A 25,796-nucleotide genomic window follows, 5' to 3' on the forward strand; every position below is an offset into this window, starting at 1 on the left:
GGCTCACCCCTTCCTCGGAGCGAGCAGGACGTTGTAGCCGCTGCGCAGTTCGGCCACGTCGCGCTCGGACCACAGCGCGACCATGGGCCCGAGGCGGATCATGCCGTCGCCGACGTCTGCCGCGAGGTGGCCGCAGGCGCGCAGGAACCGCAGGGCCGTCAGGAAGTGCCCGGTCTGGCCCAGCACTGCCGCGCTGTCCCGGGGGGCGAGGGTGTCCTGGAGAGGAGTCAGGGCGGCGATGACGTCCTCCTGCGGGGCGGGCTGTCCCGGGTACAGCGGCTGGCTGGGGTCGGGCCAGCAGTGGCGGATGCAGCAGGCCAGGGTGACCAGGCGGACGGCCGAGGCGGTGCGGTGGACGTCGCTGTCGCCCAGGGCGCCGCTGGTCGGTTCAACGTCGGCGGTCCAGCCGACCATGAGTTCCTGGATGCCGTCGGGGGCGGCGACGATATCCACCAGACGGCGCTCCACATCGTCGACGGCGCGGCGCAGCCGGGTGAGTTCGGTGCGGTCCGCCGGGACGGCAACGGTGCGCAGGGCTCGGGCGCGTGCCAGCAGGTAGGGGTCACTCATCGGGGCTCTGCGGTGCGGCTTCGGCGTCGTCGTTCATGTCCTGGGGGCTGTCGGGGATGCGGGACATGGTTACCGGCGAGGCGTAGGTGACCGGGCCTGCGGCGTCCACGATGACCTCGCGGGAGATGTCGAGCATGAGCGGGATGGCGGGGTCGGCTGCGGCGCGCAGCATGTCGACCAGGTGCTGGACCGCTGCCTGCCAGGGCAGGGCGCGCAGGCGGGCGGTGACGTCGGCCACGTCCTTGCCGGCCATGAGCAGGGTCACGGTGGCCTCCCGTCGCTGCCGTGCGAGGGCGGCCTTGGCCCGTGCGGTCTCGACCGGATCCGGGCCGGGCGGCTGGGTGGGAGGGCGCGGCAGGCGCTGCCGGGGCGGCGGGGGCTGGTGGTCGGCGGCGGCTGTGAGGATCTGGCCCGTGGTGATCTGGACGTGCGGCGGATCGAAGACGGTCGCGGCGAACACCTGCGCCAGCGCATCGACGGAGGAGCGCCGGGCCGCGGTCACGTACTGCTCGGGAAGGAGCATGCTGAAGTCGCGGCGGGTGGTGGCTTGTTGCATGAGCCGGTCGTGGAACTCATGGACGGCGGCCGTGTAGCGCAGGGCTTCCTGGATCAGGCGGGTTCCGGCGGGGCGCAGGGCGGGGTACTGCTCGGCGACGGCGTGGACCAGGTGTTTCGCCTCCTCGAGCGAGGTGGAGTGGGCGTGGTGGTGGCGCTGGCCCAGCAGTTCTTCGATGGGTCTGGTCCGCACGAGCCGCAGCAGGTGGTTGGTGTAGTTCGCCAGGCTCCGCCGGGCCTGGGCGATCTTGGCGGCCAGTTGTTCCTCGGTCAGGGATCCGTTCAGCAGGCCTTCGCGGGCCCGGTCCAGCAGCATGGTGATTTCCTGGACGCCGCCGGCCTCCCCCAGACGCTCGTAGACCAACAGCGCAGCGCCGCTGGTCGGGTTGAACACATACCGCTGGTCGTGGGCCTTGCCGCGCAGTGACTCCAGCAGACGAAGCTTGGTGAAGACCCGGAACCTCGCATCGAATGCGTCGGCGGAGGCCACCGCGGCGCACGCCTGGGCGATCTCCGCGCGGCTCAGGCCATGTTCGGAGCCGAAGTCACCGAACACATCCCGGATCGTCTCGGCGATGCGCAGAGCCACCGGATCATCCGTCACTGCGTTCGCTGAAGCAGCAACCGGTGCCGCGAACGGCGATATGTGTTCAAGACCGTCTGCGCTGTCGTCCCGCTGAACGGAGAACAAGTCAGGCTGATCCGGCAAGTGGCCCTTCACCCCCATATCTCTGTAACCCTGCACCAGCATGACCTCTACCGAGCCCAAAGAGCCCGGAAACCACATAACTTGTCCTTCGGGCTCGGTGGACAACGGGCACACCAACTTCCTCGTCCACGTGAATCCCTGGCTCACCGTCACCCTCAACCGACCAGGACACCGCCCGGCCTCCGGGCCGCCGGCCTGACACGCGGCACGCCGTCCCCGCGTCCCAGCCATCAACGCTTGCAGGGTGAGATGCCACCGCACAACCTGGCGCGCCAGCTCACGGCACTGCAGAACAGCACAAATTTGGCGGACGACTGGCGAGTTCCGCGCCCAAGCCGCAGCTGTCCGCCACGGCTTGAACGCATCATGGTCGCCCGGCGTGAGGCGCTGGCCTACCGGCGGAAGCCTCGCCTGGGATCGCGGACACTGTGGCTGCCGAAGGGCGCGAACCAGGCGGCCGCCCTGAGGTCGCCCATGCCCATGGACTGGTTCGTAGGATCCTGCGGGTCTTCGATGCCGCCGAGTTTCGGGTCGAAGAGCATCAGGACGTCATGGTCCTGGAACAGCAGATCGGAGCAGCCGTCCCAGCTGTAGTCGTCGCCGTGTTCGGGGAGGGTGTGGTGGGCGTCGGTCTGAGGGCGGTCTTCCAGGTAGGTCGGGGCGTCCTCGATGGCCAGATGCAGGGCCATCTCCTCCGCGGTGCAAGTGGGTTCGGGCCACTTGCCCCGGGCCAGGTCTGCGGCCAGGTCGTCGAAGGCGCGCGCCATGCGCCGCCGCCATCGGTGGTCGGCTGTCCAGGTGAGGGGGGGCAACCGGTCGAAGACTTCCCAGGTGGTGGAGCCAGCGTCCGGCAGGAACTGGTCCCCCAGGCGGTGTGCGTCGTCGTAGGCCTGGTCCGCGAGGAGAACCAGGGCCGTGTGGAGCAGGTCGGCGGTGCGGGGGGTGAGCTGCCAGCCGCACTCCTCGCAGTCTGGGTCCTCGCCCTTGCAGGGGCAGTCCCGGACAGCGAAGAGGACGGCGAAGTTCGGTGTCTGCTCACCGGCTGCGGGCCTTTTGCGCTGCTGGCGCAGGCGCCAGCCGTGCACGAACCGGGTGACGAGCGGCGCCGCGCTCCAGTCGGCCAGTTCGTCGCCGTCCTCGGCCCGCAGGAGTTCTGCAAAACTCTGGTCTTCCAGCGTCTGGCTCCCTGTGACGTCGCTGTCCTCGGTGAGGGTGATCACCGCGCCGGCCAGGTCGCGCGGGTCGTCCTCACCGAGTTCGGACGCCGGCAGCGGCTCCCAGCCGCGACGGGCAGCGGCATGAAGGAGCGCGTCTTCGTCGGTGATGTGGAACTCGCGCAGGTGGGTGATCCGCACGACCTTCCCCGGCAGGTCCTTGAGCCGGGGGTGGCCCGCCACAGCGGCGGACGCCTCGGAGGCCAGCTCGTCGTCGCACGGCTCCGGGTCCGGATCCGACGCCATGAACAGAGCGCCGGGTTCGGCGGGCCAGGTCCCGTTCGCGGCTCGCGCGACGGCCTGGCGCAGGGAGCCGGCTGGCGCATCCGGCATCTGGGCCGTGAGAGCGGCCAGTTCGTCATCGACGGCCGCAGCGTCACGCAGCGCCAGGACCCGGCGCAGGATTCCGGTCGCCTCGACGGCGTGCTCGGGGTTTTTGCAGGTCAAAACGGCAGCCAGGGAACTGGGGCCGTGATCGTGTGCCAGGAGGGCCAGCACGCGGCTCTTGCTGGAGGTGTGTTCGCACAGGAAGTCGATGGCCCGGGCCACGGACGGCGATGACGTCATCGCGGGACTCCAAAAGAGAAGAGCGCGGTGCTCACCGGGCGAGCGGCGCACGCGCACAGACAGGAACCCGCTGGTGGACACGGTACGGCCGCGTCCCCGGACGGTGAAAGAGGCAAGCTGGAGCGCCAGTTGGTGTCCTCGCTACGAACGAAGACCCGGACTCGGCTGACGCAGACACTACCCGAGACGACCCACACGCATCCCGGACATAGGCAAAGCGCGGGATCTGCTGCCCGGCAGAGCCATGCCGCGGTTCTGGCTGTCCCGTCAGTGGCTGGCGATCTGCGGGCGATACCGATACCGCTGAGCCCTTCCGTTTGTGATGACCAGAGCGGGGCTCGGGTGAACTGAACGGCCGTGCGGGACGATGGGAGCTGTCTCTGCATGGCCTGTTGCCATGCGCGGATGGCCGTCTCAACGTGCGGAGTTGCCCCGTGTACGACAGTGCGAGAACCGCTCTTCGGGAGCTGGAGGACGATCAGGTCTTTGAGCGGGTGGCGCTGCATGTGCTGCGGGCCCGCTTCCCTGAGTTGCGGATCACCAGCGCCACAGGTGATCTCGGCCGGGATGCCTTTGGCCGCCCGCTGTTCGGCAAGGACGACTCGGTCGTGTTGTGGGTGAGCCTGCAGGAGAAGTGGACGAGCAAGTTGAAGTCCGAGCTGGTGAAGAACCGCAGGCATGACCGCCGGGCGAAGGCGATCTACGTCACGAATCGGTCCACCACCGAGAAGGTCAAGGAGCGGTGGCGCAAAACGGCGAGCGACGATTACGGCGTTGCCCTGGAGATCGTCACTCTGGCCGAGCTGGCCACTGAGTTGGATTCCGATGGCCTGCGGTGGGTGGCCGAGCTTGAGCTGGGGGTGCGTCCTCGAGCGCCCTACCGGTTGTCGACGTGCGCCCAGTACGTGGAGGTCCTTGCCGGGTCGGTGCCGGGGATGACTGCACCGGTGGTGGGGCGTGAGGCGGAGCTGCTGGCGCTCGGGACGGCACTGGCGGAGGAAGGGCCGTTGTCCCGGGTGGTCGTGGTGGAGGGCCCGGGCGGTGCCGGCAAGACACGTCTGGCGATCGAGGCGGCTCGGGTGGTGTCTGCGGTGTTGGTCGCGCCCACCGGCGTGGCGTTGGAGGCCGGTGCTTTCGCGGAGGTGCCGATCGACGATTCCTTGATCGTCTTGATCGATGATGCCGACCGTGCGCGGGATCTGAGTGGTCTTGCGGCGCTGCTGCATGATGTGCGTTTCCAGCGGGTGCGCTTCGTCCTGACGGTCCGGCCCGGGCGGCGGTTGGGGGTGCTGCAGCACTGGGGTGTTGAGCGCTGGGCCGGTCCGGTGGTCGAGCTGCGCCCGCTGGAGCGGTCAGCCATCGACGCGCTCGTGACCGGGCGCGGCATTGGGGGTGCAGCCTTCCGGCAGAGCGTTATTGACCTGGCTCAGGGCAACCCCTTGATCGCTCACATGGCCTGTGAGGTGGGGCTTGCCGAGAACAGGTTCGACTGGCCGCGTACGGCGGATCTGCTGCGCGCCATGGCCGAACGCCGGCTGCCGGCCGACGACTCCGGGCAGCAGCATCGGGCCGCGGCGGTCGCCTTGGCATTGCTGGGTCCCGTGGCCGGTGCAGAAGACCTGGCCGCACTGGCGGGTGCCATCTCGGCGCTTCCGCCCGAGCCCTACCGACTTTCCGTTCTCCTGGACGATCTGGCCGACGCGGGTCTGGCCGACGCTGCGCCGTACTCGGTGCGTCCTGCCCTGCTCGCTCCGGTGCTTGTCGCCGATGCGCTGGATCCGCGCGGCCGGGTGCGACTGGATGCGGGCCGGGCGCTGGACGTGTTGTTGAACAGGGCGGGGCTCGGTGCGGGAAGACCGGATGCGGTGCCCGTCGGTGAACACCTCGTGTTCAGTGGGGCGGGACTGGGGTCTCAGCTGAACATCCTGGCACAGGCGGCTCACGACCGCCCGGATGCGGGGGCCGGGGCACGGCTGGCATCGGCGGTCCGTGGGCTGCTGTCCGGCGAGGCAGATCTGGAAGCGTGGGCGGTCGTGGTGGGTCTGGCCGGGGAGGTGGCTGTCGCGGCTCCCGGGATCCTCGCAGAGCTGCACGGGCTGCTGGTCCAACGGTGGCCGCTGGCACCGTCGCCCCAGCTGTGGGGGGAGGGTGACCCGGCGGCGCACTACCGGTACGGGCTGCAGCGCCTGGGTGAGCGGTTCGCCGAACTCGCCCAGCGCGTAAGCCTCGACACCGTACCCAGCCCGGTGCGTGTGATGCTGGACGTGGCCTGGCTGATGGAACCGGCCCTGCCGGCCGAAGGCTCCAACCGGCGCGATGGGATACTGCAGGGCATCCAGCGGTGGTGCTCGGCCCCGGCCCATACGCTGCCGGGCGGATTCGATGCCCTGCTGGAGCAGCGCGGCACCGTCCTGCGGATCATCGCCCAGTGGGTGCGCGATCGCGGGGCCTATCCGCCGCACGGGCTTGATCCGGAGGATGCCGCGGTCCGCGGTCCTCTCAGCCTCATCCGCGTGTTGCTGGCCGCAATGCAGCCGCTGCTGCACCTCACCGTCGAGAGCACCAGCAGCAGCCCGGAATCGGCGAGTACGATCACCTTGCACGCCGCAATCCTGCCGGACCAGCCGCAGACGCTTGAGTTGCTGCGCGAAGCGCTCGCCCTGCTCGTCCCGCTCCTGGACGAGCCCGTGCTGCGCAGCGGCGAGGGCCTGACGGTCCTGCACACGCTCGTCTCCCTGCCGGGCAGCCTGCGCCGTGAGGGTGCCCGGCCCTTGTTGTCGGGCACTGTCATGCCGGCGTATGCAGAAGCGATCTTGGATACCGCTGCGACGGAGTTCACCGCGCAGATCGCGGCCCGGTGGGACTCGCTGCCGTTGCCGGTCAGACGCAGCGCTGCGCAAGCGGTGCTGGGCCCTGGTTCACGGCCGACTACCCTCAGCGCTGCCGCAGCGGCCGGGGACGAGGTGGCCGTCGGGGCACTGGCGGATACGGCGCTCACTCGGCTTGCGGTACTGCAGCCGCTGCACGATCAGACGCCCTGGCGTGAGGCGCAGGAGGCGCAGCATCTCGCCGCCCAACAGTTGGGCGGTGAGGTGGATTTGATCGAGGCACTGGAACTCCTGGACGAAACGGCACCGAACGTCACAGGGGTGGCGGTCAGTGCCCTTCCGGCGTTCGCGCAGGCGGTCGGAGTCAGCACGGATGATCCGCGGACGGCACTTGAGAGGATCGCCCGCGCCCCGCTAGCCGGTGAGGGCGCCCTGCTGGCCGGTCTCGCACAACGCCATCCGGACGTGGTCTGGCCCTGGCTTGAGGAACGCGTCAGCGATCCTCGCCTGGCCGCCGCAGCACTCACCTGTGCCGACGAGCACCCCAACCGTGAGTTGCGGCTGCTCCCCCTGCTCCTGGAATCCGCTGCAGAGGGATCGGCGGCAGGTGATGAGGTGGCGTCCCGACTGGCGTGGATCTTGAACTGGCATCTGGTGCCGTGCAAGCAGCCACTCGCACAGCGCATGAAGGTCCTCGCCTCCCTGGCATCGCAGTGTCCACCCGCGGCCCTTCCCAATACTCTTCAGGTCATCGGCTTCCTGCTTCAGGAGGCAGGCAAGGACAGTGTCCCCGTCGAAAGTGAAGTGGCGGGCCTGTTCGCTGAAGCGCTGCGCCGCCGGCTCGGCCACGCCGACCAGATCCCCCATACGGTGCACTTCGACGAGGAAACGGCCTCCGGCGCCGTCGCGATCGCTTCTTCCCTCCCCGAGCAGTTCGCCGCCGTCCTCGTTGAACAGCTGCTGGCCGTCGGCGGCGGATATGAGCTGCCCGGTGCCTGGGCGCGGTCGCTTGCCAGGCTCACACCGCCCGTGCGCGAGCAGCTGGTCAGCGCCTATCTCGGACAGCTGGACCGGGCCCGCTCCGAAGCAGAGGTCAGTGAACGCACCGAACTGGCAGCCGCGCGGCTGCTGTCAGCTCTCGGGCGCGGCACGGAGCAATGGGCAGGGCGCGTACGGCAGTGGGCATCGGGGGCACCGGCCCAACGCCAGCAGGCCGCTGCCGCCATCCAACACGCATGGCAGACACCGCTGTGGGCAGAAACCGTCTCCAGCCTGCTGGCCACAGACATCGACGTTGCCAGCCGGGACGCGATACTGGCGGGCATCGTTCTGCCCGGCCTGGACACCGATCTCCCCAACGACCCAGAATCCCGCCGCACGGCCCTGGCTCCGCTTGTGACCGATGCGAACGCGGCGGTGCGGGCCTTCGCCTCGGATGCCCTGCGTCGCCTTGACGCCATCGAGGACGAGGACGCCAGGCAGGAGGCCGACTTCAAGCGCGGATACCGCCGTTGACGAACTGTCCGAGCCAGTCCCCATCATCTTCCTACGGCAGGAGGCCAGGCTCTGCACTCGGCCATCCAACCGAATGGCCGAGCAACTCATCACCCCTCACGGACTCACGCGGGGCGGCGCGGAACCTGGCGGGCTTCCGGTTCCTGCTGGCCGGACCACGTCCGCCACAGCTGCGTGGGCACTGAGTGCGCCATGTCCTCCGTCATCACGAACACCCGGGCCTCACCGCAGGCGAGCTCCCAATCCACCGGCCGCTCCGTGCCTGGTGGCCAGTCACGCTCCGCGACCGTCACAACGGCGGCAGGAGCGGACCCTGCGTTACGCAGCGCCCATGTATCCCCGCCTACGTACTCGACGCGAACATCCAGGCAAGGACGCTCGGCCTCGAGCCCCGCTCGACGTTCCTCCTCTGCCGCCCGTCGCTGATCAGCCAGCGTGGCCTCAGCAACCTCTGCGGAACGGACCGCTGCATCAGCCGATTTGGCTGATGCATCCGCAGATCACCGCCCGTCCTGGCGAGCCTTGACACTCACGACGAAAGCACCAGCCGCCAGTACCAACGCCGCCCAAGCCGGCACCTCTCCCCAATCCATGCCGGGACCATACTCCGGCAGCTCCGCTCCCAGCCAAGCAGTCCAATGGCCGCGAAGTCTCCTCAACTTCGGCCGTGTCCGCCGGTGCCACGCTCCTGGCCAGGGAAAACTCCACACCCGCTATAGCAGTCGGCGCGAGAACGACCTGAGCTTTCGTCACTCATGTCAGCAACACGTAAGCACCATCTGTCAGTGCCAAGCGCCAGGCCAGTAAGCCTGTACCGCTGACGCTCAGATGACGAGGTCCAACTGACACTCCCCCGCAGACAAGCAGCCCAGCGAGCTGGGCCATCGCTTGCGGCGACCGTGGCTCACCGAGCGTCTGGCCGCCTGTACCCACGGACCGCTGTTTGCCTGGACGTACCAGTGCATCCGTACCAAGGGCGGCAGTGGAGACGACGAACAGCGGCTGTGGCAGGTCCCCTTGGCGCTCCGGCCCCGGCCTCTCTCCGACGTTCTCGCGGGCTACCAGCGTCAGCAGACCGCGGACACAGAGGGTCTGCCGGCTCAGAAACGGCTGCGGGGCCACAGCGTGCATGCCGACGGCGCCTTCGCCGCCGGCCTGACCCACGCGCGCACCTACGCCGCCCAGCACGGCCACCTTGCCACCCAACGCGACACCCGAGTCGGTTCCTTCTCCCTGGGGAAATGGGTGCACAACCAGCAGACCCACGCCTTGGCCCTGCCTGAAGAAAAGGCCGCCGCCCTGAAGGAGGTGGATCCGTGGTGGAACATCCCCTGGTCGGTGAAGTGGCAGCGCTCCTACTACCGCGCCCGCGACCACGTCAGGCGCCACGGCCCCCTCAACGCCGCCGCCGGCTTCCCCGACACCCACGTACTGACCGGGGAATGGCTGTATTTGCAGTGCAGCGACTACAGCTCGCTCCACCCCGAACAGCGCCGTCTGCTGGCCGACATCGGCCTCACGGCCCAGGCCGCCTGTAGCGCACGCCCGCGCCGAACGAGCCGGACAGCGGGCATCGATACGGCTGTTGCCTGTGCGCGCGCCTTCGTCGCCGAACACGGATGTCTGGCCCTGGCCACCAAGAACATCTCGTACCAGGGGTTTTTGCTCGGGAAGTGGCTCACTGCCCAGCGTTGCCTCGCCTGCCGCCAGGACGAACCCGCCGCGCACCTCCAGGTGCTCGACGCGATCGACGTGTGGTGGAACCCGCCGTGGCCTTTGGCGTGGCAGCGCACCTGGCACCGGATCCGCGCTCATGCCCGAGACCGGCACCAAGGGGCCGCAGAAGGGAACTGGCCGGACGGCAGTGACGGCTGGGCCACGTGGCTGTCCGTACAGTGCACCGGCTACAAGCAGTTGCATCCGCAGCAGCAGCATCTGCTGGCGGAGATCGGCATCACCGCCGAGACCGCCGCCGCTCGCCCCCACGAGATCATCGCCCAGCACTGCGGTACGGGCCCCGGGCTGGCCCACGCGCGCACGTACGCCGCCGCACACGGTCACCTCGCCACGCCCCTGCAAGCTTGTCTTGAGGGGTTTCCGCTGGGCCGGTGGCTGAGCGAACAGCGCCACCAGGCGCGGGAGCACCATCGCAGTGCAGGCGGGACATGGCCGGTCAGCACGCTCCTCTCGAGGCTCGACCCCTGGTGGAACCCGACCTGGTCCTTGGAGTGGCAACGCAATTGGAGCCGCGTACGCGAGCGGTCAGAATCCGCGTCCGCAGCCGACGACGGCGGTAGCGGCATACCGGGCCTTGAGGAGGAGCTGGTCGGCTGGCTGAGGCGTCAGTGCACCGGCTACGGCACACTCCACCCCGAACAGCACCGCCTGCTGACCAAAATCGGTATCACCGCCGAAACAGCCCACGCCGCCCAGCCACGGGCTCCCCGCGCCGAGCCCGGTCTTCTGGACACCGCGATCGCACAAGCTCGCGCCTACGCGGCCGAATACGGCCATATCGCCGCGCCCGCCAGCACCGTCCTCGACGGGTTCCCGCTGGGGAAATGGCTGGCCTGGCAACGACGACGCCCCCGTCAGGACCGCCTCTCCCCCACCCGGGCCGAAGCCCTGACCCTGATCGATCCGTGGTGGAATCCGCCCTGGCCCCTGCAATGGCAGCAGGCTTACCACCGCCTCCGCACAGCAACCGCGGGTGCCGACGGCGTACCGGCCACGAACCTCCCCCGAGGCCTTGGCCGCTGGATCCGTGTCCAGCAGGAGTCCTGGGCGCACCTCCACCCCGGCCAGCAGAACCTCCTGACCGCCCTCGGCATCACACCCCACACAGTCGTAGGCGAACGACCCGCCCCGGCCACACGCTCCTACCCCGCCAGCCCCGGACTCGACCACGCACGCGCCTACGCCGCCCAACACGGCCACCTCACCCCGGACAAACACACCCAGCACGACGGCTTCCTCCTCGGCAGATGGCTGGGCCAGCAACGCCGCAAAGCCCGCGCCGGTGTCCTCTCCACCACCACCATTGAGGCGCTCACCGCCCTGGACCCGTGGTGGAACCCACCCTGGCCCTACACCTGGCACCGCACCTGGCAGCAATACCGCGCCACGATCAGCGGGAACGAACCCGTCCCCGACACACTCCAACACTGGGCCAACGCCCAACGCAGTCACTGGAGCACCCTCCACCCCGGCCAACAACGACTCCTCGCCCACACCGGCATCACCGGATGAGATCGCGTCCAACAAGCCGGTCAGCGACGATGTATGACCAGCCATCAACTCGCGCTGTGAACTGCATCACACATTTTTCAGTGCGGCGTGCCCACCCCCTCGCGTTAAGGGCATGACCTGCAAGAATGCAAGTTGCCCATCTCCACGAGTTCCAACCAGTCTTGACGACGTGCCGCGGCGCCCGGCACGCCCCAACATCACGTCAAGCTGGAGGGGATAACCCCCGTGCTCAACACCATCGGCAGCTTCCTGCCCACGCTCCTCGGATGCATCGGACTCGTCGCACTGGCCTCGAACACCACCGGGCCCTGCGGCACGCGCGCCGATAGGCCGGCTGCCACGGTCACCGAACACCTGCGCGCCATCGCCAACCACGCCCGCGCCATCGTCGCGACCATCACCAACCGCAGCGGCCTGAACGGCGACCAGGACTGAGCAACCGCACCCGCGCACCAGTTCCATCCTCAGGCAGTCACGCCATCACCGTGTTCCTGAAAGGCCGCCTGAGGATGGACTGCTCAACTCCCCCCAGAGGATTCCGGGCGGCGAAGTTTCGCCTCGGTTCCCGGGCCGCACCGCTGCCAAAGGCCTCAGACCCGCCCTCCCATCGCGGCCAGAGACGCTCCCGTCGTCCGGGATGGGATCTTCGGTCTCTCTCGTACGCTGACGCGCCCTCTGCAACGTTGGGATCCCAGCTCTCCCATGCCTCATCAGACGCTAGAGTTTTCCCACCTCGTCCCGAAGTGGCGTGTTTCAACGGCGCGTTGACGGCTGCAGAGCTGGCCACCCGCGTGTCCGTGCCGTACAGCAAGGGAGCATTGTGCGACTCGTCGAACTCAGCGTCATCAACTTCCGCTCGCTGGGCGACGTCCAGGGCATCCCGATCCACAAGCAGACCATCCTGACGGGGCACAACGATTGCGGTAAGACAGCGACCCTGGACGCGATCGCTTTCCTGCTCGGCGAGCGCCCTCTTGCAGACAGTGACATCTCTCAGTTTGCCGAGAGTGAACCCGCGCGCGCTGCCCTGCCATCGGACGATGACGCAGCGGAGCCGATCGCGGTGACGGTGGAAGGCCGGTTCGACCTGTCCGACGCCGAGAAGAAGGCCCTGGGTCTCGCCTCTTCCATCCAGGTGCGCCGTCGGCACATCGAAGGCGAAGGCGTCTCACTTGAGTGGCTGGCGCAGGTACCGCAGAACCCCGCACTACGGAACATCTCCTCCCTGAAGGTGCCTGAGCTCCGCAGCCTCGCCTCCGATGTAGGCGTCAAGTTGCGTGAGGGTCAGCCGAACGTCAAAGCGAGCTGGACCGAGGTTCTCGAGGAGCATGCGGCCTCAGCCCCGACGGTTGCCGGTTGGGCGCAGGCGCCCGAGCATGTCGTCAGCGCCCTGCCGCAGCTCCTTTATTTCCGGGGCGATGCCGCGGAGACTCCCGACACCGTGGTCCGCAGCATCCTGACGGCGAAGTTGCGCGAGTACACCCTGCGTGAGGAGACCCGGCAGAAGATCACCGATCTGGAGACCGATTTTTCCGGCCTACTCAAGGACGATGCCGCCCGCCTGCAGAAATTGGTCGAGGAACGGTGCGGCTTCGACTCCTTCTCGCTGGAACCGACCGTGCAGTTCCGGCCGACTGTGAGTGGCGTCTCGATGACCGCTGCGGCACCGGGCCAGCGGGCCGTGTCACTGGCTGCGGCCGGGGCGGGCCGGTCCCGCCGGATTTCGCTGGCGCTGTGGGAGGCCAGCCAGCAGCTTCTGTCGGAAGCAGCGGAGGACGGCGTCACAGGCGGTGTGATCATCGCCTATGACGAGCCCGACACGCACCTCGACTATGAGCACCAGCGTCGCATCATGGACATGATCAAGGTGTCGGCGTCCGCCGCGCAGTCCACCGTGATCGTTGCCACTCACTCCCTGAACCTGATCGACGGTGTCGACATCCAGGACATCGTGCATCTCAACAGCAGGGACGGACGAGCCTACGTACAGTCGCTCGGCGCAGAGGACACCGACGAGGACACCCGGCGCTTTCTGTCGAACATGGCGGTTTCCCTGGGCTTCCGCAACAGTGTCCTCCTGCACGAACGGTGTTTCGTCGGCGTGGAGGGCCCCACCGAGTACGCGGCACTGCCGGCACTGTTCAAGCTGGCGTTCGGCTACCCGATCCAGTCCGCGGGCATCGCACTGTGGGACTGCGGCGGCAACGACGGCGCCCTCAACTTCGCCAAATTCCTCAAGAAGCACAAGCGCACCGTCATGTTCCTGGTCGACGGCGACTCGATCCGCGACAAGGAAAAGGAGTTCAGCCTCAATCGTCTGGAGAAGTACGGTTTCGCCGAGAAGGACTGCCTCTTCCTCGGAGACCCGAACGAACTGGAGGACGTCTTCAGCGACGATCAGTGGGCCGACACCATGAACGCCGAATGGCCTCGCAAGGACGAGCAGCAGTGGACACCCAAGGATGTCGCAGACCTGCGCAGCAGCGGCAAGTTCAGCAAGTCGCTTCACAGCCTGCTGTACCAGCATTCCGAGCAGGCTCCGCGCAAAAAGGAGAGCATGGTCGTCAAGCTGGCACAGCGACTGCGGCAGCCCTCAGATGTTCCGCCGGCCCTGGTGAAGTCGTTCAATGACGCGATCAAGGTGGCCAGCGAGGCCGGGCTGCGTCACTGGTCCGAGGACGAATGAGCCAGCCGCGCTGAACGGCGGGCTTTCATCCTGCTCAGACGCTGCTCACGGGTAGGCGCCTCCCATGAGTGCACTCCCGCAGAAGCCACCCACCGTCGGCCGTGTCTGCTCTTTTCCTCACCACACCACCGGCAGCCGGACGGCGCGGGTGGATCTGTATGCCGAACACGCACGGCCATGGCACGCACCTCAACGCTCTCCACTCGGTCCGTCACTGGCGTACTCAAAGAATCCCACGGAGCACTGACAATCGGCAGAGCGAGAGCAGAGCCCCGGCAAGCTGATACCGCCCGGAAATCACCAGGACCCCGCGCGACGCCTCCAGACCATATGCCGCAGGCCGACCACCGCTCAGGTGCCCTGCGAGATCAGAACGACACGTCGATGTAGTCGATGTCGGTGAACTCGACCTCAAGCTGTTCGGCACGGTGCCCGCGGTACTTCAAGCACACCTCCTGGATGCCCGCAGCGACGACCTCTTTTGAGCTCTGCGCAGCATCGCTCTGCTGGGCGTCGAACAGACGCCGGGCGTACTCGGCCGACAGGCGGACAGCGATGCCGGGCGGGCGTCCGTCGTCGGAGGCGCCGACAGACGGGACGCAGCCGAAGCGAGCACGAGTCCGGTGCCGTTGCCTGCCCTCACCGGGTTCTGTCAGAGCCCGCAGCCCTGTCGGAGACCTCGCGTAAGTCCTATACGTCGTCGAAGCTGGGCTGACTCCATGGTTGGTCGGGAGGTGGACCTTGCGCGCCGAGGAGCTGGGTGATCTTCTCGGCTTCATCGTTTGAGAGATCGGAGAGCAGGCGCGTCGTTGTGCCGAGGAGGGCGTCCAGCGGTACCTGGGTACGTGCGCCGGGGGCGCTGGCGATTCCGGTGCCGAACAGGCACTGGAGAGTCTCGCCGGAGGGGATGCGGGCATCGGCTTCGATGACTCCCTCGGCCTATCCCAGTGCGTCGCTAATGCCGTCGAGTTGGGCGTCGTGGGAGATGTCGTCGCCGGGGCCGCCGTATCCGACGTGGCGGTCCGTGACGACCATGCGAAGAGAGGTCAGCGGGATGCAGAAGCGGTCGGCCCTGTTCCTCACCTCGTCGAGGCGGGGCAGGTCGTGCTCCTGTCCCTGCGGGAGCTGGCGTCGGGACTGGGCAACGAGCACATGGAAACGCGGGGTCTGCAGGATCAGCTGGCCGGCTTTCACCGCCCAGCGCCACGGGCTGATGTCCGCGTCTGCCGCGCCGGGCACGATCATGCAGACGCGGCTGGTCCAGAGCTGGATCGCCTCACGCATCAGGTGCTGAAGGTTGCCGGTGCCGGCGGCTGGGGTGCGCAGCAGGATAGGGAGGCTGATCATGCGGACGACCCGGTTCCAGAACGCGGTGTCGGCGATGTCCTCGGATTCCAGGAGGTACATCAGGGCCGTCTCGTCGAGATGGCCGACGCCTCGCTGGGGTGCGGGGAAGCTGGCGAGGGTGGATCCGCCGCCCTGCCAGAGCGCGGCGAGGAAGGTTGACATCCGGTCGGCGACGTCGGTGGTCATCCGTGCGGTGAGGGCGTTGACGGCGTCGCGGGTGGGAACGCGTTCTCCCGCACGGGCGGCCTCGGCGCCCTGGACGACCGTGTTCAGGAACTCCTCGGTCGCCGCTTTGTCGAGGGTGCCGCGGCCGCCTTCGAGGACGGAGCGGGACACCAGACGGGGGATGCCGGGAGAGTCGTCGGCCGGCTGGAGTGCGCCGAGCGCGGAAGCGTCGAGGAGCAGCGCGGTGCTGCTGCTGGGCAGCGGGGGAAGATCTCCTTGTTGCCGGGCGGTGGGCAGTTGGCCGAGCGCCAGGAGCACCGGCCGGTCGGCACGGGGAAGGCGCTGCAGGTCGTCCTCGAGTTCGCGCCGGTCGGATGTGGTGCGCAGGTAGATGAACCGGCGCGGTGTGCGGGGTCTGCCGGGCCATTCGAGGACCATGTCGGGGACATGGGTGTGGTTGAAGAACTCGGTCTTGGTGATGGTGGCGCCGGGGTCCATGCGGCGCAGGTGGCGGGCGACGATGTCTTTGACCCGGGTGAACATCGTCCGGTCGTCGGGCTCGTCCATGGCCTGGGAGATCGACTGTTCGACGATGTTCACCACGAGCCCTCTCTGCGGGTGAGTTCGGCGGCGACGATGGCTGCCCAGTCCTTGAGCGGCAGGAGGGTTTCCTGCTTGTCCGAGAGCACGATCAGCCACAGGCGGGCGGCGACCGACTGGGCGAGTTCGGCGTCCAGGAGTTTTCGGGCTTCCTCGGGGTCGCTGGTGCCGAAAACGCGGCTGCTGTGCTGAAGGACCGCGGTCTCCGGCGGCGGCCGGGCAACGGCCCTGGCAGCACGGTCCACTCCGGGTTCGGCGAGTGGTGCCGAAGGAGGCCGGCCAGGCAGCCGGAAAGTGCAGGAGTTCGCACTGACCCCAGTGCATCCGGACCCCGCTCGCACCCCAACGGGCTTACTGCACACCACTGTTGGGGTTACCGACTGGTTCGCCTGCGCGGCAGGACAGACATGACGTTATGTGGAGTTCGTGATCACCGACAGCAGCCAGGACGACTTACCCGCCATCGCGGGCAATGCCTGCCGGGTTCCGGAGCCGGGCACGGTGGAGGCGGAGTTCGCCGGGGCGGACGGCGCGCTGGTGCAGCGCCGCTGGGTGGAGGCCGCCGTCGCGTTCAGGTTCGAGCGGCTGGCGCCGGTGGCGGCGTTCCCGGTGGTTCCGGGGCGACGATGGGGGCCAGGCTGGTGGTGGTCGGCCACGACCGGGCGGCATGTGATGCACGGATCGCAGGCGATGTGCATGCAGCTGATGCTCCTGGACCGTGATCCGCAAGTGGTGTCGCTGTCGGCGCGGCCGGTGCGGCTGATCTGGCGGGATCCGGACAGCGGGCGGACGCTGACGTGGGTGCCGCAGTTGTTCGCCCGCTACGCCGACGGGAGCGCGCTGCTCGCCGACTGCCCCGCCGCGACGGCTCCCGCCGCCGGCCGGGCGGAGCGCGCCGCTGCGGTGCTTGAAGCGGCGTGTAGGGCGGTGGGGTTCACCTACCGGCGTCTGGCGCCGCCCGAGAAGGTGGCGGCGGCGAACGTGCGGTGGCTGGCCGGCTACCGACATCCCCGCCACCGTGACGCAGGCGGCCTTGAGCAGGCGGTGCTCAAGGCGTTCGCGGCTGAACGGCCGCTGATGGCCGGGGCCGCGGCGGCGGGCGAGGTCCTCACTGCTCTGCCGGTGCTCTACCACGCGCTGTGGAGCGGTCGGCTGGCCGCGGACCTGACACGGCCGCTGGGCGAGCACACCCTCGTGACGCCCGGCCCGGCCGCAGGCGACGGGAAACGGCGGGAGCAGCAGGAGAGTTGAGCAAGCGCGTGGTGACCGCCCCTGGCAGGCGGTGTGTTGAGGTGGGCGCTCAGGTCACGTTCGAGGGCCGCACCTGGCAGGTGACCGGCCTGGTCGACGGGCGGGTGCACCTGGCCGCCGAGGACGGGGCCACCGGGTGTGTGCTGGCCCCCCATCTGATGTCCGCGCCCGGCTTCTCGGTGACCGGTCCCGCGGCCACGGAGCCGCCGGCCCCGGCGCTGTGGGAGACGGTGCCGCTGGCCGCGCAGGAGCGGGCCCTGGCCTGGCTGCGGCACATCCGCGAGGTCGAGACCGGGCTGCCCGGCGACCCGGCAAGCGGCGGCGCGCCCCGGCCCGAATACGACCCGCAGCGCTTCACCCTCGCCGAGCGGGAAGAGGTCAAAGCGCGTGAACTGGCCGCGCTGGGCTGGACCAGGGCCAGCCGGACCACGGTGCAGCGGATGCGGCTGGTCTACCAGCGGCAGGGGCTGTGGGGGCTGGTTGACAAGCGCCACCTGCGCACCTTCTCGCCCACCGGGCGTACCGACGAGCGGGTGGTGGCCGCCGTGCTGGAGGCCTTGCGCCGGCGCCGCGGCCGGTCGAAGACCACCACCTTGCAGGTCATCGAGCTGGCCGAGCAGATCGTGGCGGACACCTACGGGCCGGCCCGGGTGAAGCTGCCCGGCCGCTCGTCGCTGTACCCGCTGGTGAAGGCGCTGGCGGATCCGGCCGAGCCACCGGGCAGTGCGGCGCGCACCGCCACCGGCCCGGCCCGCTCGGGCGGCCCGCCGCCTGCGCTGCGGCCCGCCGAGCGGGTCCACATCGCCACCGCCCGCCTGGGTCTGCGGGCGGTGGGCGAGGACGGGGGAGTGATGCCGGTGGCGGTGACGGCGGCACTGGACGCGGCGAGCGGCTGCGTGCTGGCCGCCGTGCTGCACCCGCAGCAGGACGGGCCGGTCCAGTTGTCGGTGCTGCTGGCCGAGATGGCCGTGCCCAGGCCGCAGCGCCCGGGCTGGCCGGCCCTGCTGGAGCAGGCTCATGCGGGCGGGCCTGCCCGGCGCCTGGTGTCACTGCCCGCACGGATCGAGGCCACGGCGGCGCGTCCGGCGGCCGTGCCCGAGACGCTCATCGTCGACCAGTCCACAGCCGCCGTCACCTCCGCTGTCCTGGCCGTGTGCGAGAGCCTGGGCATCAGCATGGAGCCAGCCCCGCTGCGGACGGCGGGCGCAAAGCGCGGCGCCGTGCGCACGCTGGAGGTCCTCGCCAGCCTGTTCGCGCGGCACGCCACCACGGCGGAAGAAGCATGCGCAGCGGGAGAGGCGGTCGGGGCGTACTGGAGCATGCCGCAGCTGCAGGACCTGCTGGACGAATGGATCACCGTCAGGTGGCACCAGCGCCCCCAAGAGCAGCTGCGCCATCCACTGCTGCCCCGGGCGGGGCTCGCCCCCAAGGAGATGTGGGAGGTGCTGCTGGGCGTGGCCGGGATGGTGCCGCTGCCGCTGGCCGGGCAGCACTACGGCGAACTGCTGCCAGCGCGCCGGTGCGCCCTCACCGATTCCGGGATCCGGCTGGGCGGGCGCCGCTACGACGATGCGTGTCTGGACAAACACCGAGGCCGCGGTCAGCGGTGGGAGGTCCACCACCATCCCCACGACCCGCGGCAGGTCTTCGTCCGGCTGCCAGATGGCCTGCTCCACGCGGTCGGGTGGGTGCAGGGCGAGCACACCTTGCGCCCGTTCGACGAGATGGCCCGGCGCCGCACCGGCGGCGTCCTTGCGCTCCGCGGGGCGGGCGCACAGCCGGGCAGCGAGACGACCGACGGTTTCGGTGAGGCAGGGCGCAGTGGAGACGTCGCGGCCGTGGAGGGGATCGCCGACACCATGACGGTGCACGACGCTGATGGCGGCGGTGCCGGTGGCCGCGTTGCCCGGGATACCGCCGGGTGCGGGGTGTACGACCCGCAGGCGGAGGCCGAGCTGTGGTGAGCGCACACGGCGGCCGCCCGGTGGCCGGCGCCCGGCACCGGCAGGTCAAGCTTGGCGTGTACGTGACGTTCGAGGGCCGCGCCTGGCAGGTGGCCGCCGTGGCCGGGACGTCGGTGCGCCTCGTCGACGAGCACGGGCAGACCGCCTCCGTGCTCGCCTCCTTCCTGTTCGCCGACCCCGCCTTCGCCGTGGTGGACTCCCCCGCCGCCGCGGTGCCGCCGTGGGGGCTCATGGAAGCGGTGCCCGAACGGGAACGCGAGCGAGCCCTGGCCTGGCAGCGACACATCCGCGAAGTCGAGACCGGGCTGCCCGGCGGCCCGGCAAGCGGGGGGACGCCCCGGCCCGAATACGACCCGGCACGGTGGTCGATGGCCGAGCGGGAGCAGGCCAAGGCCGACGAACTCGCCCGGCTGGGCTGGCCGCAGGTCAGCCGGGCCACCGTGCGACGCATGCGCGCCCGCTACCACGCAAGCGGCCTGCTCGGGCTGATTCCCCGCCGCAAGCCGTCGCGTGCGACAGGGCGGGCCGATGAGCGGGTGGTGGCCGCCGTGCTGGAGGCACTGCGCCGCCAGCGCGGCCGCTCCACCGGCACGCTGAAGGGGCTGCGGGAGCTGACCGGGCAGATTTTGGCCGACACCCACGGGCCGGGTGCAATGGAGTTGCCGCCGCCATCGACGTTCAACCGGCTGGTGCGCGTGCTCGCCGACCCTCTGGAGCATCCCGGACGGCCGGCCCGCACCGCCACCACCACGCCGGTGCGGCCGTACACGCCGACGGTGGCGCTGCGGCCGGGCGAGCTGGTGCAGGTCGACACCACCCGCCTCGACGTGATAGCCGTCGGCGAGGACGGGAAGCCGGTGCGCCCGGAGCTGACGATCGCTCTCGATGTGGCAACCCGCTCGGTGGTGGCGGCCGTGCTGCGCGAGGAGGGCACCAAGGCCGTGGACGCCGCCCTGCTGCTGGCGGAGATGGCCGTGCCCCATCCCGCACGGCCCGGCTGGCCCGACCATCTGCGCCTGGCCCACGCCGCCGTCCCCTATGACCGGCTGCTCGCCCTCGACGCGCGGCTGGAGCAAGCGGCGGCGCGGCCGGTGGTGGTGCCGGAGACGATCGTCATCGACCGCGGGGCCATCTTCGTCTCCGCCGCTTTCCTCGCCGCCTGCGAGACCCTGGGGGCGAGCGTGCAGCCGACGCCGCCCCGCTCGCCGGCCGCCAAAGGCGCCGTCGAGCGGACCTTCGGCAGTATCAACACCCTGTTCGCGCAGCACATCGCCGGCTACACCGGCTCCCACATCCTGGAACGCGGCGAGGCTGTGGAGGACGAAGCGCGGTTCACCGTGGCCCAGTTGCAGGAGCTGCTGGACGAGTGGATCACCGCCCGCTGGCAGCACCGCCCCCACGAGGGCCTGCGCCATCCGGTCCTGCGAAGAAGGCCCTCACCCCGAACGAGATGTGGGGCACGCTGCTGGGCGCGTCCGGGTACGTGCCGCTACCGCTGGCCGGCGCCGACTACCTGGAACTGCTGCCCGTGCGCTTCCACCCCATAACCGGCCGCGGCATCCGCATCAACCACCGCACCTACGACCACGCCTGCCTGAATGAACACCGCGGCCGCCCCTCCCCCAGCGGCCCCGGCGGCAAGTGGGAGGTCCACCTCAACCCGCACGACGTGCGGCAGGTCTATATCCGGCTGCCCGACGGGCACCTGCACGAGGTCCCGTGGATCCACCGCGACCACGTCCACGCCCCGATGGGCGAGACCGTCTGGCGTCACATCCGCGCCGCCCTCAACCGGCGCGGCGACCGCGAGCGCCACGAGGCCGCCCTCGCCGACGCCGCCGACCAGGTCCTGCGCCGCAGCCGCCCCCTGACCGGGAGCGCAGCAGCGGCTGCCACCCCGTCCCAGACGGCGGACTCCCCGCCGGAGACACCGCCGGCTCAGCATCCCGCCCAGGCCCCCGAGCACAGTCTCGACGCCATCGAAGCCAGCGCACACGACGATGACGATGACGACAGCCAAGCCGGTGGCGAAGAGTACCCACCGCCGGCCCGATTCGCGCTGTACGACGCCTTCGAGGAGGCCGAACACTGGTGATCAGCCCCGACACCACGCCCCCCGCCGAGGAGACGTCCGCAGGGGCAGTCACCACCTTCGACGCCTTCGCCCGGTTCGCCGCCACCGCACCGCCCACACCGCCGCAGCCGGGCCAGGCACCCCGCTCGCCGGAGGAACGCCTGGCCTACCACTCGCAGTTCGTCACCGTGCGCACCCCGGCCATCGAAACCCTCTCGCGCAGTGTGCGCACCCTGATGATCCTCGGCCGCCACCAGCAGGTGACCGCACGCCCGTCCCTGATCGTCACCGGGCCGGCCACGACCGGCAAGACGACCGCGCTGCTCGAAGTGGGCCGGACCTGCCACCTGGCCCACACCCGCCGTGCCGCGCCCGGCGACACCAGCGTGCCCATCGCCTACGTGCTGGTGCCGCCCGGCGCCACCGCCAAGACACTGGCCGTGGAGTTCGCCCGCTACCTCGGCATCCCCGTCACCGCACGCATGACCACCACGCAGATTACGACCGCCGTCTGCCACACCTACACCGCGGCCGGGGTCAAGCTGGTGCTGATCGACGAGATCCATCGGCTCAACCCGCGCACCTCCAGCGGCGCCGAGGCCGCCGACTGGCTCAAAGACCTCACCGAACGCGTGCGGGCCACGTTCGTCTACGCGGGCATCGACGTCACCGACAGCGCCGTGTTCACCGGGGTGCGCGGCGCGCAGCTGGCCGGGCGCGCCTCCCTGATCGACTGCGGGGCGCTGCCCGCCCGGGCCGGATCGCGCGAACCGTTCCGGGAACTTATCGCCGCCCTCGAGCAGGCCCTCGACCTGCACTCCCACCGGGCAGGCAGCCTGCCGAAACTGGCCCCCTACCTGCACGAGCGGACCGCCGGACGGATCGGCAGCCTCTCCCGCCTGATCCGCCAAGCCGCCATCGAAGCCATCCTCGACAGCAGCGAACGCATCGCCAAAGGGCTGCTGGACGGCATCGCCCTCGACCATCTCGCCGAAGAGCACTACCGGCCCCGCAACCCCGCCCCCCGCCGTACCCGCCCCAGCAACCGGTGACCTCCCCGGCCGCAACCAAGCCATCGCCCCCGGTGCGGGCCGCCACCATGTGGCCATCCGTGCCGGGCCCTCTACGCGTACGGCCGCTGCCCGGCGAGGCCACCGCCTCCTACCTCACCCGCCTCGCCGCCACCTACCGTCTCACCCCCGCCCAGCTCCTCGACGGTCTCTGCATCACCGTCACCGGCACCGAGCACGCCCCGCCCGCCGCCGAGATCCGCCTGAGCGCCGAAGCCGCCCGCCGCCTGTCCGGCTTCGCACGCATCCCCATCACACACCTCACCCGTGCCCTGCCCCATCTGCGCCCGCCCTCGCCCTCGTTGGCCCACACCGGCGCGCACGGCACGGCCACCGCCCACTGGCACGCGGTCGATCCCGCCCTGCAGCCGCTGCCGGCGTGCACCGCCTGCACCATCGGCCGCAGCCCGCACACGGCAGCCTCCGCGTGGATCCACCCGTCGCCGGGCCTGCCCCGGATCATGATCTGCACCCGCCACCACCAGGCCTCAAGCGACCCCAGGCATCCCGCGCCCCTCGACATCCGAGCCGTCCCCGAACTCACCCAAGCCCACCTTCGCGCGCGCCGCCCGCCGACACCGACCTCCCTGAGCTGGGCATCGACGATCACGACACGCTGGTACGACCACCAACAGCACGTACACGAACGCTGGCACACACGCCTGCACCGGCTTACCGCCGCCAACCCCCGCATGTCGCCAGGCCCGGCCTCCCCCACCCTGACCTGCCGCGAACTGATCACCTACCCCGAGACCCTCACCCTCGCCACGGCCCTCGACCGCCTGCCCCCGCACCCCCTGACACGCACACAGCAGACCGCCTTCCTCCACCAACTCGCCGGCCGCCTCCAACTGCCCCGCCTCGCACCCGCCGACCATGACCTGCTCTGGAAACGCCTGACCACCCACTGAACCAGCCCACACCACCGCACAAGACCAGCCGACAACACCGGCACCTATAAGGCGCGCCAACTACCCTGCGCAAAAACCGCCACCACACCCAGCATCACTGCGCAGCGATAAACAGCCAGCTCAGCCCACACAATCACCCGCCCCGGCGCCTCAACCCCGCGTAAGCCTCCCCCACGGAACAGACACACCGCTCAGTACAACTGAGCAACGGCAGGTCACAACCAAGATCAATAAGCATGCACAACAGCTACGTCACACTCGCCTTCCACCACGCCGTCCGCGGCGAGGACCAGGACCTGGCAGCCACCATCGGCCGCCTGCGCGAACTCACCGCCACCGGCGACTTCGCCTACTTCACCGACATCGCCCACTTCATGGCCGGCCTGCCCCTGCCGGAACCCGCGGCCACCCGCTGGACCAAGAACGACGACGACGTCCGCTCCGCATGGCGCGACCTGTCCGGGCCCGGCAGGAACACCTCCGCACCGGAAACTGACCCCCTCACGCGCGATGGCCCCGACCAGACGTGGTCGGGGCCATCCCTATACGCAAGCAAGGGCCGGGCACCGCACCAAAAACAGCCGACGTTGGGGCGCTGTGCCGCGGTTCCCGGACTCGCTGCCGGTGTCCAGCCGGGCCTCGTCGTCGCACCGGCGGTAGGTGGGGATAGCAGCACGTCAAGGACCGCATTCTGCAGGAGTCCTTAGGGCAAGAAGTTCCGCCGCGCCAGCGGATGTCGAAAAGCTGCGATGTCGGCTGCTGGGAGCTCTGGAAGGCTGGAAGGATCTACTTTACGCCATATTGCATCCCATGTGAGGTGGAATCAGATTATTGTTCGGACAGTTGAGTCGCCTTTGTGCTCTGAACCCGTTAGGGCGGGCGCCTCTCCTCACTGCTAAGTGGAGTGCATCATTCTAATGACAGGGTTACCCTCGCGGCCAGGTGTCACCAAGAGCTGGCAGCCCCCACGTCACACATTGGTCTGGGCGCCATTCCTTCTTGCGTTGACGCTGGGATTATGGGGGATTCGCCGCGAAGGAACTGTCTGGCAAGACGAGGCGATCACTTACGAAGTTGCGCGCCGCAGCTTCTCCGAGATTTGGCAGACCCTGGCCAACATTGATGCGGTTCACGGTTTCTACTACCTCATCATGCACATCGTTTATATGTTTGGCGACGGGTTGCTGACTCTGCGACTGCCGTCGGTTATGGCTACTGCGCTCGCCGCCTGCGGGGTCGCTTTACTGGGGAGCAAGCTTGGCGGACCTCGCGTCGGGATAATTTCCGGTCTTGTATTTCCTGTCCTTCCCATGGTTCAGCGTTACTCACAAGAGGGGCGTTCTTACGCCATGGTGTGTGCCTCGGTGGTGTGGGCGACGTATTTACTTGTGGTGGCGGTTGAACGGCGTGCAAGGAAAATCTGGTGTGGGTACGCCGTGGCTTCGCTGGTGGCCTGTCTGCTCCACGAGTTCGCCATTCTCGCAGTAGCGGCGCATGGTGTAACGCTATTTTTGGCACAGGCCGGTCGCTGGGTGCTCGCCGCATGGTTAAAGGCTGCAATGTTTGTTTCTGTGGGGATCATTCCCCTTCTTGCGCTGAGCGTTCTTCAATCCGACCAGGTTTCCTGGATCTCTCCTACTCGGTGGGGGGATCTGACTGCTCCCCTGGTTCTAACCGTGGCTGCTTTCTGCTGTGCCAGGATTCCCGTCGAGCGCTGCGCTTCTATTGCTCCCTGGCAGCTTGCGCTCCCCATAATGATTCTTCCCGCAGCGACGCTGCGGGCTATTTCCTTCTTCAAGCCCTTATATGTCGACCGATATGTTCTTTTCTCGCAGCTCGGTGTGGCTTTACTGCTCGGTGTCGTGCTCAACTGGGTATGGAGCGTCAGGGAATGGCGATGGGGGGCGGGTGCAATCACCGCTACCGCGTGCGCTGTCACCATCATGTCTACCGGAGTCGACTTGAGGAATCCGGGGAGCCGCAGTGATAACGCGACGGGAGTAGTGGAAATCGCTGCTGAACTCGGCAGGAACGGTGATGGAATAGTTTTCATCCCTGCCAGCAGGCGAGCGTGGACACTCGGCCCTGGATCGCCCGAGATTAATTTTTCGGATGTCACGCTCAACGGAAATCTGCAGACGTCGGATACGTTGTACGGCAAGGAAGTCGCTCCAGGAGAGATTCGCAGTCGAATGCTCTCGGAGGAGAGAATTATTGTTCTGCGGGAACCTCATAGGGAAGAAGTCGAAGAGACTAGGCAGGAGAAAGCGAAGCGGGCGACGCTGAATAAGTACTTCGTCGAGTGCGACAGCCGTACGGTAGGAAGGGCGAAAGTCGTAGTCTATGCACGCTCGGGGAACTGCTGACAGCACTGAGCGGGCCCCATGTGTGTTCAGTTCGGCATCTGCTGTCAATGAAAGGCGGCGATGCTTCGAAACCGGGGCGCGGTGAATGACTCAGTGAGGTTCTGCATTGACTGCGGCATTGTCCCGCATATCGCCGCAGTGCGCCCTTGCGGCAG

General features: G+C 68.9%; 15 protein-coding genes and 1 pseudogene. 11 read left to right on the plus strand and 5 right to left on the minus strand.

Annotation, left to right across the window (positions count from 1 at the left end):
* Positions 1 to 3: 3 nt before the first annotated feature.
* The 3 genes from ACZ7LS_RS32020 to ACZ7LS_RS32030 form a co-directional block, all read right to left on the minus strand.
* A complete protein-coding gene (locus ACZ7LS_RS32020; protein WP_385133836.1) occupies positions 4 to 570 on the minus strand; it encodes a hypothetical protein in 567 nt (188 codons plus the stop codon).
* Positions 563 to 1,876, minus strand: coding sequence for a hypothetical protein (locus ACZ7LS_RS32025; protein WP_385133839.1), 1,314 nt, complete (start codon positions 1,874 to 1,876; stop codon positions 563 to 565). The genes ACZ7LS_RS32020 and ACZ7LS_RS32025 overlap by 8 nt, the downstream gene beginning before the upstream one ends.
* A gap of 350 nt (positions 1,877 to 2,226) precedes the next feature.
* Positions 2,227 to 3,615 (minus strand): hypothetical protein, encoded by a 1,389-nt coding sequence (locus ACZ7LS_RS32030; RefSeq protein ID WP_382871365.1) that lies wholly within the window; start codon positions 3,613 to 3,615, stop codon positions 2,227 to 2,229.
* A 434-nt stretch (positions 3,616 to 4,049) separates the two neighbouring features.
* Here ACZ7LS_RS32030 and ACZ7LS_RS32035 point away from each other — a divergent pair, with 434 nt between their 5' ends.
* The 4 genes from ACZ7LS_RS32035 to ACZ7LS_RS32050 all read left to right on the plus strand — a co-directional run bounded on the left by ACZ7LS_RS32035 (position 4,050) and on the right by ACZ7LS_RS32050 (position 13,893).
* Positions 4,050 to 7,958, plus strand: a complete 3,909-nt coding sequence (locus ACZ7LS_RS32035; RefSeq protein ID WP_385133843.1) for a hypothetical protein — start codon at positions 4,050 to 4,052, stop codon at positions 7,956 to 7,958.
* Between the two features lie 888 nt (positions 7,959 to 8,846).
* The gene (locus ACZ7LS_RS32040) at positions 8,847 to 11,207 is read left to right on the plus strand and encodes a helicase associated domain-containing protein (RefSeq protein WP_385133846.1); all 2,361 of its coding nucleotides are present in this window, start codon (positions 8,847 to 8,849) and stop codon (positions 11,205 to 11,207) included.
* Positions 11,208 to 11,432: 225 nt separating this feature from the next.
* Positions 11,433 to 11,642: a hypothetical protein gene (locus tag ACZ7LS_RS32045; protein WP_382871356.1), complete on the plus strand. Its 210-nt coding sequence runs from the start codon at positions 11,433 to 11,435 to the stop codon at positions 11,640 to 11,642.
* A gap of 385 nt (positions 11,643 to 12,027) precedes the next feature.
* A complete protein-coding gene (locus ACZ7LS_RS32050) occupies positions 12,028 to 13,893 on the plus strand; it encodes an ATP-dependent nuclease (protein ID WP_385133849.1) in 1,866 nt (621 codons plus the stop codon).
* A 939-nt stretch (positions 13,894 to 14,832) separates the two neighbouring features.
* On the opposite strand, the gene ACZ7LS_RS32055 is transcribed toward ACZ7LS_RS32050, so the two are convergent.
* Both ACZ7LS_RS32055 and ACZ7LS_RS32060 read right to left on the minus strand, forming a co-directional pair.
* The gene (locus tag ACZ7LS_RS32055; protein ID WP_385133852.1) at positions 14,833 to 16,005 is read right to left on the minus strand and encodes a hypothetical protein; all 1,173 of its coding nucleotides are present in this window, start codon (positions 16,003 to 16,005) and stop codon (positions 14,833 to 14,835) included.
* Positions 16,002 to 16,250 carry a hypothetical protein gene (locus ACZ7LS_RS32060; RefSeq protein ID WP_382871347.1) on the minus strand — a complete coding sequence of 83 codons (249 nt, stop codon included), beginning with the start codon at positions 16,248 to 16,250 and terminating at the stop codon, positions 16,002 to 16,004. Before ACZ7LS_RS32060 ends, ACZ7LS_RS32055 begins: the two co-directional genes overlap by 4 nt.
* A 181-nt stretch (positions 16,251 to 16,431) precedes the next feature.
* On the opposite strand from ACZ7LS_RS32060, the gene ACZ7LS_RS32065 reads away from it, so the two are divergent.
* From ACZ7LS_RS32065 to ACZ7LS_RS32095, 7 genes and pseudogenes are all read left to right on the plus strand, one after another.
* Positions 16,432 to 17,256 (plus strand): TnsA-like heteromeric transposase endonuclease subunit, encoded by an 825-nt coding sequence (locus ACZ7LS_RS32065; protein WP_385133855.1) that lies wholly within the window; start codon positions 16,432 to 16,434, stop codon positions 17,254 to 17,256.
* Positions 17,253 to 19,220 (plus strand): Mu transposase C-terminal domain-containing protein, encoded by a 1,968-nt coding sequence (locus ACZ7LS_RS32070; RefSeq protein ID WP_385133858.1) that lies wholly within the window; start codon positions 17,253 to 17,255, stop codon positions 19,218 to 19,220. Before ACZ7LS_RS32065 ends, ACZ7LS_RS32070 begins: the two co-directional genes overlap by 4 nt.
* Positions 19,214 to 21,315: pseudogene (locus ACZ7LS_RS32075) on the plus strand (transposase family protein). Before ACZ7LS_RS32070 ends, ACZ7LS_RS32075 begins: the two are co-directional and overlap by 7 nt.
* The gene (locus ACZ7LS_RS32080) at positions 21,312 to 22,346 is read left to right on the plus strand and encodes a TniB family NTP-binding protein (protein ID WP_382871338.1); all 1,035 of its coding nucleotides are present in this window, start codon (positions 21,312 to 21,314) and stop codon (positions 22,344 to 22,346) included. The pseudogene ACZ7LS_RS32075 and the gene ACZ7LS_RS32080 overlap by 4 nt, the downstream one beginning before the upstream one ends.
* 59 nt (positions 22,347 to 22,405) lie before the next feature.
* Complete coding sequence (locus ACZ7LS_RS32085) at positions 22,406 to 23,275, plus strand: TniQ family protein (RefSeq protein ID WP_382871335.1); 870 nt, start codon at positions 22,406 to 22,408, stop codon at positions 23,273 to 23,275.
* 236 nt (positions 23,276 to 23,511) lie between these two features.
* Positions 23,512 to 23,982 carry a hypothetical protein gene (locus ACZ7LS_RS32090; RefSeq protein WP_382871332.1) on the plus strand — a complete coding sequence of 157 codons (471 nt, stop codon included), beginning with the start codon at positions 23,512 to 23,514 and terminating at the stop codon, positions 23,980 to 23,982.
* 297 nt (positions 23,983 to 24,279) lie between these two features.
* On the plus strand, positions 24,280 to 25,641 hold the full coding sequence (locus tag ACZ7LS_RS32095) for a glycosyltransferase family 39 protein (RefSeq protein ID WP_385133863.1): 1,362 nt from the start codon (positions 24,280 to 24,282) through the stop codon (positions 25,639 to 25,641).
* The last annotated feature ends 155 nt before the right edge of the window (positions 25,642 to 25,796 follow it).

The sequence above is a fragment of the Streptomyces sp. NPDC039430 genome, from assembly GCF_055639435.1.